Origin of the sequence: Shigella sp. FC1544 (genome assembly GCF_001722145.1) — a bacterium.
Taxonomy (GTDB): Bacteria; Pseudomonadota; Gammaproteobacteria; order Enterobacterales; family Enterobacteriaceae; genus Escherichia; species Escherichia coli.
Genome location: NZ_MECT01000255.1, coordinates 17,923 through 29,937, shown reverse-complemented (window position 1 = coordinate 29,937; position 12,015 = coordinate 17,923). Strand labels below are relative to the sequence as shown.

The following is a 12,015-nucleotide window of genomic DNA, read 5'->3' as shown; positions in this document are numbered from 1 at the left end:
GACATCAAGAGCGCGGTAGCCTTTTTTAATATTTCATTCTCCATTTCAATGCGTTGTAGCTTTTTCCTCAGCTTACGTATTTCGATTTGTTCTGGTGTTATCGGAGAGGCTTTTGGTGTTTTGCCCTGACGCTCATCACGCAGTTGTTTGACCCATCTTGTCATTGTGGAAAGGCCAACATCCATAGCTTTGGCGGCATCTGCCACCGTGTATTTCTGGTCAACAACCAGTTGAGCGGATTCGCGTTTAAACTCTGCGCTAAAATTTCTTTTTTTCATTGGAGCACCTGTGTTGTTCTGAGGTGAGCATATCACCTCTGTTCAGGTGGCCAAATTCAGTGTGCCACTTCAATATCAACTACTATGGTGGGCGCAGCGAAACGGAATTAACCACCGCCCAACTGACGCTGATCACCGATGAAGGATCGGTCAATGAGAAACAGGAAACATTTATTGTACCGATGCGTAATGCTGGCGAGCTGACGCTGGTGAAAAGTTTTGACTGGTGATCCATCCCTTCACACAACCTGGCTCTCTCTTTTTTCAGATAAGACTGCTGGGCGATCTGCCGACGCCAGGATATAACCATTAACAAGCGTCGGCAGATTGGTCATTTCTTATTTTTCGTACTGAGAACTGTCCATCTACTCCGGCTTTCCTGGTTAAGGCAATGGTTTCTAAGCGATACGCATTATTGCAATAATGACAGAACATTGCGGTAACACGCTTTTACCGCTACCTTAACCACACTCCATCGGTCACCTGAGGCGGAGCTTCGCCCCTTTGAAATACCTTGCTTCTTTTCGTACAACCCTGAAAGCCTCGCGCTACATGTTCAGAGCATTGGCGTTAGTGCTCTGGCTGTTGATTGCTTTTTCATCCGTTTTTTACATCGTTAATGCGTTACATCAGCGAGAATCGGAAATTCGTCAGGAATTTAATCTGAGTTCCGATCAGGCTCAGCGCTTTATTCAACGCACCTCTGATGTGATGAAAGAGCTGAAGTACATCGCCGAAAATCGCTTATCGGCAGAAAACGGTGTGCTTTCCCCGCGTGGACGAGAAACGCAGGCGGATGTGCCTGCGTTTGAACCGCTGTTTGCCGACTCCGATTGTTCCGCAATGAGTAACACCTGGCGAGGTTCTCTGGAGTCATTGGCGTGGTTTATGCGCTACTGGCGCGATAATTTTTCTGTGGCTTACGATCTAAACCGGGTATTTTTAATCGGCAGCGATAACCTCTGCATGGCCAATTTCGGTCTGCGTGATATGCCAGTGGAACGCGATACCGCGTTGAAAGCTTTGCATGAACGCATCAATAAATATCGAAATGCACCACAAGATGATAGCGGCAGTAACCTCTACTGGATCAGCGAAGGTCCGCGCCCTGGCGTCGGGTATTTTTACGCGTTGACGCCAGTTTATCTGGCGAACCGGTTGCAGGCGCTTTTGGGGGTCGAGCAGACCATCCGGATGGAGAACTTTTTCTTACCGGGTACGTTGCCGATGGGGGTTACCATTCTTGATGAAAATGGTCATACCCTGATTTCGCTTACCGGACCAGAAAGTAAAATTAAGGGCGATCCTCGCTGGATGCAGGAACGCTCCTGGTTTGGCTATACGGAAGGGTTCCGGGAGCTGGTGCTGAAGAAAAATCTGCCACCCTCATCGCTAAGCATCGTGTATTCGGTGCCGGTTGATAAGGTGCTGGAACGCATTCGCATGTTGATCCTTAACGCAATTTTGCTGAATGTGCTTGCCGGAGCTGCATTGTTTACTCTCGCACGGATGTACGAGCGACGTATTTTCATTCCGGCGGAAAGCGACGCCCTGCGACTGGAAGAACATGAGCAGTTCAATCGCAAGATTGTCGCCTCCGCGCCAGTGGGTATCTGCATTTTGCGTACCGCTGATGGCGTCAATATTTTAAGTAACGAACTGGCGCATACCTATCTCAATATGCTTACGCATGAGGACCGCCAACGACTGACGCAAATTATCTGTGGGCAGCAGGTCAATTTTGTTGATGTCCTGACCAGCAACAATACCAATCTGCAAATCAGCTTCGTCCATTCGCGCTATCGTAATGAAAACGTGGCCATTTGTGTGCTGGTGGATGTTTCTTCGCGCGCGAAGATGGAAGAGTCGTTGCAGGAGATGGCACAAGCAGCGGAACAGGCGAGCCAGTCAAAATCGATGTTCCTTGCCACCGTCAGTCATGAGCTGCGAACGCCGCTGTATGGCATTATCGGTAACCTGGATCTGTTGCAAACCAAAGAGTTACCGAAAGGCGTCGATCGGCTGGTGACGGCAATGAACAACTCTTCCAGCCTGTTGTTGAAAATTATCAGCGATATTCTCGATTTCTCGAAGATTGAATCGGAACAGTTGAAGATCGAACCGAGTGAGTTTTCACCGCGTGAAGTGATGAACCACATCACCGCCAACTATTTACCGCTGGTGGTACGCAAGCAGTTAGGCTTGTACTGCTTTATTGAACCGGATGTGCCAGTGGCCTTAAATGGCGACCCGATGCGTTTACAGCAGGTCATCTCCAACCTGTTGAGTAACGCCATAAAATTCACCGATACCGGCTGTATAGTTTTGCATGTCCGCGCTGATGGCGATTATCTCTCTATCCGTGTTCGCGATACCGGCGTGGGGATTCCGGCGAAAGAAGTGGTGCGCTTGTTTGATCCCTTCTTCCAGGTCGGAACGGGCGTACAGCGAAACTTCCAGGGGACCGGTCTGGGTCTGGCGATTTGTGAAAAACTGATCAGCATGATGGACGGCGATATCTCGGTAGATTCAGAACCGGGAATGGGCAGCCAGTTTACCGTGCGTATTCCGTTGTACGGCGCTCAGTACCCGCAGAAAAAAGGCGTGGAAGGGTTGAGTGGTAAACGCTGCTGGCTGGCGGTCCTCAATGCGTCGCTCTGTCAGTTCCTGGAAACTAGTTTGCAGCGCAGCGGCATCGTCGTTACAACATACGAAGGGCAGGAACCGACTCCCGAAGATGTGTTAATTACTGACGAGGTAGTGAGTAAAAAATGGCAGGGTAGAGCGGTAGTGACCTTCTGTCGTCGCCATATTGGTATTCCGCTGGAGAAAGCGCCAGGGGAGTGGGTACACAGTGTGGCTGCCCCGCATGAGCTACCGGCATTGTTGGCGCGTATTTATTTGATCGAGATGGAGAGCGACGATCCTGCTAACGCTCTGCCGTCGACGGACAAAGCGGTCAGCGATAATGACGATATGATGATTCTGGTCGTGGATGATCATCCGATTAACCGACGTCTGCTGGCAGATCAGTTGGGATCGTTGGGCTATCAATGTAAAACCGCGAATGATGGTGTCGATGCGCTTAATGTACTTAGCAAGAATCATATTGATATCGTGCTTAGCGACGTCAACATGCCAAATATGGATGGTTACCGCTTGACGCAACGCATTCGTCAGTTGGGACTGACGTTGCCGGTAATCGGAGTAACTGCTAATGCGTTGGCTGAAGAGAAGCAGCGGTGTCTGGAGTCCGGTATGGACAGCTGCCTGTCGAAGCCGGTAACGCTGGATGTGATAAAACAGACGCTGACGGTATATGCCGAGAGGGTCAGGAAATCGCGGGAATCGTAGGACGGATAAGGTGTTTATGTCGCATCTGGCATTCAGTGCAAATGCCAGATGCGACGCTGACGCGTCTTATCTGGCCTACTTTGATGTAATCTGTTGAAATAATGGGAATCGTAGGACGCATAAGGCGTTTACGCCGCATCCGGCAATCGGTGCAAATGCCAGATAAGACACTAACGCGTCTTATCTGGCCTACAGGTGATTAGTCTTTATCTGCCGGACTTAACGTCACTGAAGAGAGATAATTCAGCAGGGCGATATCGTTCTCGACACCCAGCTTCATCATCGCAGATTTCTTCTGGCTACTGATGGTTTTAATACTGCGGTTCAGCTTTTTAGCGATCTCGGTCACCAAGAAGCCTTCCGCAAACAGGCGCAGAACTTCACTCTCTTTTGGCGAGAGACGCTTGTCACCGTAACCACCAGCACTGATTTTTTCCAACAGGCGAGAAACGCTTTCCGGGGTAAATTTCTTCCCTTTCTGCAGCGCGGCGAGAGCTTTCGGCAGATCGGTCGGTGCACCTTGTTTCAGCACGATCCCTTCGATATCCAGATCCAATACCGCACTAAGAATCGCCGGGTTGTTGTTCATAGTCAGAACAATGATCGACAGGCTTGGGAAATGGCGCTTGATGTACTTGATTAAGGTAATGCCATCGCCGTACTTATCGCCAGGCATGGAGAGATCGGTAATCAACACATGCGCATCCAGTTTCGGGAGGTTGTTGATCAGTGCTGTAGAGTCTTCAAATTCGCCGACAACATTCACCCACTCAATTTGCTCAAGTGATTTGCGAATACCGAACAAGACTATCGGATGGTCATCGGCAATAATTACGTTCATATTGTTCATGTAATAGGCTACCTTGCTACAGCAAGCTCTTGACATAACTGTCAATGTCGCTGATGTATTTTTCTATTCCTGGAACATCCTTCTCACGAATCAGATGTTCCAGCGTTTCACATAACTGCTTGCCGGGTACCAGATTTAGCATGGCAAATACGCCTTTAAGACGATGAGCCGTTTGGGCTAACGCAGCAAAGTCACTGGTTGCTGCTTCAGTATACAGCCTCTTAACATCATCCGGTACTGTGTCTACAAAGAGCGCATAATAGCCGCTGGCATGGAGTTGCGCATTTTCATCTCCGCCCAGAGGCGATTCTGTCACCTCTTCCTGCGCCAGTTGCACTTCAATTAATTGTAAGACCGCTTCCTGCATAGCGTTGCTCATATTGAAGTTGACGCACAATTGACCAAGCCCAATTTCCCGTACGCCAGACTCATCATCGCTTAAAAGCAAGCCAGAGGCAGTAAGATTAGACGGATTATCCGTTAAAAAGATATCATAATCTTGACTAATTAATCTTTCATCGGGTGTGATACAGGTTGCACCCCAATTTTCTAACTGGCGAGTGACAATATTCCGAATTTCTGCCGAAGTAACATCCACCATTACGCAGACATCATCCAGTAAACGCTCTTCTTCCTCTTCAACTTCCGGGTCAGCGGCGAGCATTTTGATATGCACAGAGTAGCGTGTACCAAGCCCATCCCGCGTTTTGATGTTTAAATGACCGCCCAGTTTACGCGCCAGTTGATCGCTCAGCCAGAATGCCAGCGGGTCCGCCTTGCCATAGCGATCGTTTTGGGGCTGGTTGATAAACGGGAAGTGCAAATTATCCATTTCATGAATACTTACGCCTTCTCCCGTGTCCAGAATGCGGAATGTCAGGCGGTCTTCAGAGGACTCATCCTGATCAACCTCAAGGGTGATTTTTCCCAATTGCGTTGAGGTCACGGCATATTGCATCAGTAGCAGCAAAATACGTCGTAAGGCATCGCGATCGCCGCGGCGCATATCGTGTGCTTTCAGATGATTGTTAATCAGCAGTTGCAGACCTTTACGCTTGATGGCAGGCAACACTGAAGGCACAACTTCATCAATTAAATCCTGCACGGAGAACAGCACCGTCTCACTTTTCCAGCTATCGTCCGCAAGCATGTTCGCTAACTGTATTTCATCGACCAGCCGCACCAGCACATCTGCCTGATTCGCCAGTTGTTTGCTTTCCGGGGCGTTGAGTTTAGCCGCGCTCTCCGCCAGGGACTGTGCGGGTTCTTTCAGCGCATCGCCAATGTTTTTCATAAAGGTCATCCGCCCCTGCTGGTTTTTCTCATACAGACGCTGCGCCTGCTTGAGTTTCTTGTTTACCAGCACTTCGCGATCCTGATCGCGAATAATGAAAATTTGTGTGCGCGGCGCGACCTGGCTGCGGAACATGCGGATCTCATACAGCTCGTTATTGATCGTCGCCTGAATAATCCCCTGATGCTGTTCCGCCATGGTGGTGATGTTTTGCAGATTCAAATGCGGCAGCAAATGATCGGCAATTTTGTTACTTATGACAGTGCGGTTCGATTCCTGATCGTGAACCAGCAGGCCGAGCGGCAGCAGTGAGACTATCTCTTCATTAATTGCCCGTAAAATGCGCAATTCGTTATTGACCGCCGTGCTGGGTAGACTTTCTGTACTGCGGCTGGAGAAATGGCGGAATGTGGTATAGCCAAATAACGCCAGCGCCAGCAAACCGATGTTCAGCAGCAGTGGCAGCAGAATGTTTTGCAACGTATCCAGCAATAAGGTGCCATAAGGAACCTGCCAGACCAGGCGCATATCGGTAGAGTTGAGTGCCGAGGAGATTTCAATCTTCGTACTGTTAAAGTGGATACTGACGCTATCCGTCCCTTCTTTCTCATTATCATTGTCTCCCGTTGCCGTCGCGTCTGGCTCAAGGCGGAAACTGTCCAGCGGCATACCCGGTGGGATCAAATCATTAATCGGTAGATCAAAAGCTACGACCGTTGCCAGATGTCCCGGCTGGTTGAACGTGGTACGCAAGGTAAAGTAATGACCGTTCTGCCAGGCCAGGCGGCGCATGTTAGAAAAACTTTCGCGTGCATCGAGGGCGTTGGCCTGTTGCAACATCTCTGCACGACGTGAATCAACAATGTCGCTGACGGTCGATTCTTTAAATCCGGAGGTGAGATCTTTGAGGGGCAGGGTTGAGATCAGCACCAGACTGTTATCCTGACCATTCAGGTAATACATCGACCACGGTACATTTTCTGCGCCCCACAATGTGTCCAGATAGGTGGACATCCGCTGAGTCATCTCAAGCGTTGAGTTGTCGTGAGAGCCAAAGATTAACGCTTCCGTTTTGCGGCGCGGTTTCTCCAGATAGTAGACATCCTGTTTCAGGCGCGTCTCTTGTAAACCTTCGCCGGAGGAGGGGGAGGTCGTCGCGGCAATGTTGTCGTAGATCTGCCAGGTCACGTAACGCCAGGTATTGACGCGCTTTTGGATAGCGTGGGTAATGTCGACAATCTGGTAACTTTTATCTTTCAGCCATGCGTTAACGGCGCTTTGTACCATTACACCCATCGTCACCAGTAACACAATGATCAACAGTAAAAAGAAGCGGGTAATGCTCCCCGGTAGGAGTGAAAAGCGGGTCGTGGCCGTTGTCTCTTTCTGACGCATTCGTGTTTATGACCTGTTAAAACTTCGCGAAGTGATAGGGCAGTATAAAGGGTACAGTGTGAAATTCCAGACTCTTACCTGATTGATGATTCTCTATTCTCCCGTGATATTTATCATCCTGCATTGGGGGAAATAGATGTACAAGCGCCATTTTGCTGTACAAATAACCTACAAAAAGCCCAACGAAATTAATTGCAAATAAACGATGATTGCTGGAAATTATGCTGATGTTAATTATTTGTGAAATAGTTAACAAGCGTTATAGTTTTTCTGTGGTAGCACAGAATAATGAAAAGTGTGTAAAGAAGGGTAAAAAAAACCGGATGCGAGGCATCCGGTTGAAATAGGGGTAAACAGACATTCAGAAATGAATGACGGTAATAAATAAAGTTAATGATGATAGCGGGAGTTATTCTAGTTGCGAGTGAAGGTTTTGTTTTGACATTCAGTGCTGTCAAATACTTAAGAATAAGTTATTGATTTTAACCTTGAATTATTATTGCTTGATGTTAGGTGCTTATTTCGCCATTCCACAATAATCTTAAAAAGTTCCCTTGTATTTACATTTTGAAACATCTATAGCGATAAATGAAACATCTTAAAAGTTTTAGTATCATATTCGTGTTGGATTATTCTGCATTTTTGGGGAGAATGGACTTGCCGACTGATTAATGAGGGTTAATCAGTATGCAGTGGCATAAAAAAGCAAATAAAGGCATATAACAGAGGGTTAATAACATGAAAGTTAAAGTACTGTCCCTCCTGGTCCCAGCTCTGCTGGTAGCAGGCGCAGCAAACGCTGCTGAAGTTTACAACAAAGACGGCAACAAATTAGATCTGTACGGTAAAGTAGACGGCCTGCACTATTTCTCTGACAACAAGTCAGAAGACGGCGACCAGACCTATGTACGTCTTGGTTTCAAAGGCGAAACTCAGGTTACTGACCAGCTGACCGGTTACGGCCAGTGGGAATATCAGATCCAGGGCAATACCTCTGAAGACAACAAAGAAAACTCCTGGACCCGTGTGGCATTCGCAGGTCTGAAATTCCAGGATGTAGGTTCTTTCGACTACGGTCGTAACTACGGCGTTGTTTACGACGTAACTTCCTGGACCGACGTACTGCCAGAATTCGGTGGCGACACCTACGGTTCTGACAACTTCATGCAGCAGCGTGGTAACGGCTTCGCGACCTACCGTAACACCGACTTCTTCGGTCTGGTTGACGGTCTGAACTTTGCTGTTCAGTACCAGGGCAAAAACGGTAGCGTAAGCGGCGAAGGCATGACCAACAACGGTCGTGGCGCTCTGCGTCAGAACGGCGACGGTGTCGGCGGTTCTATCACTTATGATTACGAAGGCTTCGGTATCGGTGCTGCAGTTTCCAGCTCCAAACGTACTGATGATCAAAATGGTAGCTACATCAGCAATGGTGTAGTTCGTAACTACATCGGTACTGGCGACCGTGCTGAAACCTACACTGGTGGTCTGAAATACGACGCTAACAACATCTACCTGGCTGCTCAGTACACCCAGACCTACAACGCAACTCGCGTAGGTTCCCTGGGTTGGGCGAACAAAGCACAGAACTTCGAAGCTGTTGCTCAGTACCAGTTCGACTTCGGTCTGCGTCCGTCTGTAGCATACCTGCAGTCTAAAGGTAAAAACTTGGGTGTCATCAATGGTCGTAACTACGACGACGAAGATATCCTGAAATATGTTGATGTTGGCGCGACCTACTACTTCAACAAAAACATGTCCACCTATGTTGACTACAAAATCAACCTGCTGGACGACAACCAGTTCACTCGTGACGCTGGCATCAACACTGATAACATCGTAGCTCTGGGTCTGGTTTACCAGTTCTAATCTCGATTGATATCGAACAAAGGGCCTGCGGGCCCTTTGTTCATTGTTTTCAGCGTACAAACTCAGTTTTTTGGTGTACTCTTGCGACCGTTCGCATGAGGATAATCACGTATGGAAATAAGCTTTACCCGCGTGGCACTGCTGGCTGCCGCGCTCTTCTTTGTTGGTTGCGATCAAAAACCACAACCCGCCAAAACCCACGCTACTGAAGTTACCGTTCTTGAAGGCAAAACCATGGGTACCTTCTGGCGTGCCAGCATCCCGGGCATTGATGCCAAACGCAGTGTCGAACTTAAAGAAAAGATTCAGACCCAGCTGGACGCCGACGATCAGCTGCTTTCGACCTATAAAAAAGATTCCGCGCTGATGCGCTTTAACGACTCGCAAAGTTTGTCGCCGTGGCCAGTAAGTGAAGCGATGGCCGAAATCGTCACTACCTCGCTGCGCATTGGCGCGAAGACCGATGGTGCGATGGATATTACCGTCGGGCCGCTGGTAAATCTGTGGGGCTTTGGCCCGGAACAACAGCCGGTTCAAATTCCGAGCCAGGAACAGATCGACGAGATGAAAGCCAAAACTGGTTTACAGCACCTTACGGTCATTAATCAGTCGCATCAGCAATATCTGCAAAAAGACCTGCCGGATTTATATGTCGATCTCTCTACCGTCGGCGAAGGTTATGCGGCGGATCACTTGGCACGCTTGATGGAGCAGGAAGGGATTTCCCGCTATCTGGTGTCGGTGGGCGGCGCGCTGAACAGCCGTGGTATGAACGGTGAAGGCCTGCCGTGGCGGGTAGCGATTCAAAAACCAACCGATAAAGAAAACGCAGTTCAGGCTGTGGTGGATATCAACGGTCATGGGATTAGCACCTCTGGCAGCTACCGTAACTATTACGAACTGGACGGCAAACGTCTTTCCCATGTTATCGATCCGCAAACCGGGCGTCCCATCGAACATAATCTGGTATCCGTGACGGTGATTGCTCCGACGGCGCTGGAAGCCGATGCCTGGGATACTGGCTTGATGGTACTCGGGCCGGAGAAAGCCAAAGAGGTTGTTCGCCGGGAAGGGCTGGCGGTTTATATGATCACCAAAGAAGGCGATAGCTTTAAAACCTGGATGTCACCACAGTTTAAAAGCTTCCTTGTCAGCGAAAAAAATTAAAGCGCAAGATTGTTGGTTTTTGCGTGATGGTGACCGGGCAGACTAAAGGCTATCCTTAACCAGGGAGCTGATTATGAAAAACGCCACATGCTTAACTGACGATCAACGCTGGCAATCTGTCTTAGCCCGCGACCCGAATGCCGACGGCGAATTCGTTTTCGCCGTGCGCACCACAGGCATCTTTTGCCGTCCGTCTTGCCGCGCCAGACATGCCTTGCGGGAAAATGTCTCCTTCTACGCAAATGCCAGCGAGGCACTCGCCGCCGGATTTCGCCCCTGCAAACGCTGCCAACCTGATAAAGCCAATGCCCAGCAACATCGGTTGGATAAAATCACCCACGCGTGTCGACTGCTGGAACAGGAAACGCCTGTAACGTTGGAAGCCTTAGCCGACCAGGTGGCGATGAGTCCATTTCATCTACATCGGTTGTTTAAAGCGACTACCGGAATGACGCCTAAAGCCTGGCAACAGGCCTGGCGCGCTCGCCGTTTGCGCGAATCGCTGGCGAAAGGGGAGAGCGTGACGACGTCTATTCTTAACGCCGGATTCCCCGACAGCAGCAGTTACTACCGCAAAGCCGATGAAACGCTGGGCATGACGGCTAAACAATTCCGTCACGGTGGCGAAAATCTGGCGGTGCGTTACGCGCTGGCTGATTGTGCGCTGGGTCGTTGCCTGGTGGCAGAAAGCGAGCGGGGGATTTGCGCGATATTGCTGGGCGATGATGACGCGACATTAATCAGCGAGTTGCAGCAGATGTTTCCCGCTGCCGACAACGCGCCTGCCGATCTGACGTTTCAGCAACATGTGCGTGAAGTGATCGCCAGCCTCAATCAACGCGATACGCCGCTGACGTTACCGCTGGATATTCGCGGCACTGCTTTTCAGCAACAAGTCTGGCAGGCACTGCGCACGATACCTTGCGGTGAAACCGTCAGTTATCAGCAACTGGCTAACGCCATCGGCAAACCGAAAGCGGTACGGGCCGTTGCCAGCGCCTGTGCCGCCAACAAGCTGGCTATCGTAATACCCTGTCATCGAGTGGTCCGTGGTGATGGCACACTTTCCGGTTACCGCTGGGGCGTGTCGCGTAAAGCGCAACTGCTGCGCCGCGAAGCTGAAAATGAGGAGAGGTAATGTTGGATCTGTTTGCCGATGCTGAACCGTGGCAAGAGCCACTGGCGGCTGGTGCGGTAATTTTACGGCGTTTTGCTTTTAACGCTGCGGAGCAACTGATCCGCGATATTAATGACGTTGCCAGCCAGTCGCCGTTTCGCCAGATGGTCACCCCCGGGGGATATACCATGTCGGTGGCGATGACCAACTGTGGGCATCTGGGCTGGACGACCCATCGGCAAGGTTATCTCTATTCGCCCATTGATCCGCAAACAAATAAACCGTGGCCCGCCATGCCACAAAGCTTTCATGATTTATGTCAACGTGCGGCTACGGCGGCGGGCTATCCAGATTTCCAGCCAGATGCTTGTCTTATCAACCGCTACGCTCCTGGCGCGAAACTGTCGCTGCATCAGGATAAAGACGAACCGAATCTGCGCGCGCCAATTGTTTCTGTTTCTCTGGGCTTACCCGCGATTTTTCAATTTGGTGGCCTGAAACGTAATGATCCGCTCAAACGTTTGTTGTTGGAACATGGCGATATGGTGGTATGGGGCGGTGAATCGCGGCTGTTTTATCACGGTATTCAACCGTTGAAAGCGGGGTTTCATCCACTCACCACCGACTGCCGCTACAACCTGACATTCCGTCAGGCAGGTAAAAAAGAATAAAAATAAGAATTATTATTGCT

At 49.7% G+C, this 12,015-nt stretch carries 7 protein-coding genes and 2 pseudogenes; 6 read left to right on the top strand and 3 right to left on the bottom strand.

From position 1 onward, the window contains the following. A pseudogene (locus BGK49_RS13635) lies at window positions 1–278 on the bottom strand (transposase); the annotation flags it as partial. Window positions 279–352: 74 nt separating this feature from the next. Between BGK49_RS13635 and BGK49_RS27095 the strand changes: the two are divergent. After that, window positions 353–508, top strand: a pseudogene (locus tag BGK49_RS27095) (DUF2135 domain-containing protein); the annotation flags it as partial. A 274-nt stretch (window positions 509–782) separates the two neighbouring features. Beyond that, the gene (gene rcsC / locus BGK49_RS13630) at window positions 783–3,632 is read left to right on the top strand and encodes a two-component system sensor histidine kinase RcsC (RefSeq protein WP_000876039.1); all 2,850 of its coding nucleotides are present in this window, start codon (window positions 783–785) and stop codon (window positions 3,630–3,632) included. Between the two features lie 199 nt (window positions 3,633–3,831). Here the strand turns inward: rcsC and rcsB are convergent, their stop codons facing one another. Both rcsB and rcsD read right to left on the bottom strand, forming a co-directional pair. Further along, window positions 3,832–4,482, bottom strand: coding sequence for a response regulator transcription factor RcsB (gene rcsB, locus BGK49_RS13625; RefSeq protein WP_001061917.1), 651 nt, complete (start codon window positions 4,480–4,482; stop codon window positions 3,832–3,834). 16 nt (window positions 4,483–4,498) lie between these two features. Continuing rightward, window positions 4,499–7,171, bottom strand: a complete 2,673-nt coding sequence (gene rcsD / locus BGK49_RS13620; RefSeq protein WP_001249158.1) for a phosphotransferase RcsD — start codon at window positions 7,169–7,171, stop codon at window positions 4,499–4,501. 738 nt (window positions 7,172–7,909) lie between these two features. Here rcsD and ompC point away from each other — a divergent pair. The 4 genes from ompC (at window position 7,910) to alkB (ending at window position 11,995) form a co-directional block, all read left to right on the top strand. Beyond that, complete coding sequence (gene ompC / locus BGK49_RS13605; protein ID WP_000865598.1) at window positions 7,910–9,040, top strand: porin OmpC; 1,131 nt, start codon at window positions 7,910–7,912, stop codon at window positions 9,038–9,040. Window positions 9,041–9,151: 111 nt separating this feature from the next. Next, window positions 9,152–10,207, top strand: coding sequence for an FAD:protein FMN transferase ApbE (gene apbE / locus BGK49_RS13600; protein ID WP_000406113.1), 1,056 nt, complete (start codon window positions 9,152–9,154; stop codon window positions 10,205–10,207). Between the two features lie 73 nt (window positions 10,208–10,280). Next, window positions 10,281–11,345 carry a bifunctional DNA-binding transcriptional regulator/O6-methylguanine-DNA methyltransferase Ada gene (ada, locus tag BGK49_RS13595; protein WP_000786355.1) on the top strand — a complete coding sequence of 355 codons (1,065 nt, stop codon included), beginning with the start codon at window positions 10,281–10,283 and terminating at the stop codon, window positions 11,343–11,345. Then, a complete protein-coding gene (gene alkB, locus BGK49_RS13590; protein ID WP_000884959.1) occupies window positions 11,345–11,995 on the top strand; it encodes a DNA oxidative demethylase AlkB in 651 nt (216 codons plus the stop codon). The genes ada and alkB overlap by 1 nt, the downstream gene beginning before the upstream one ends. Window positions 11,996–12,015: the final 20 nt, after the last annotated feature.

Bases quoted from the DNA above. Each gene is read 5' to 3' on its own strand.
- rcsB (WP_001061917.1), bottom strand. From the start codon at position 4,482: ATGAACAATATGAACGTAATTATTGCCGATGACCATCCGATAGTCTTG.
- ada (WP_000786355.1), top strand. From the start codon at position 10,281: ATGAAAAACGCCACATGCTTAACTGACGATCAACGCTGGCAATCTGTC.
- rcsD (WP_001249158.1), bottom strand. From the start codon at position 7,171: ATGCGTCAGAAAGAGACAACGGCCACGACCCGCTTTTCACTCCTACCG.
- ompC (WP_000865598.1), top strand. From the start codon at position 7,910: ATGAAAGTTAAAGTACTGTCCCTCCTGGTCCCAGCTCTGCTGGTAGCA.
- apbE (WP_000406113.1), top strand. From the start codon at position 9,152: ATGGAAATAAGCTTTACCCGCGTGGCACTGCTGGCTGCCGCGCTCTTC.
- alkB (WP_000884959.1), top strand. From the start codon at position 11,345: ATGTTGGATCTGTTTGCCGATGCTGAACCGTGGCAAGAGCCACTGGCG.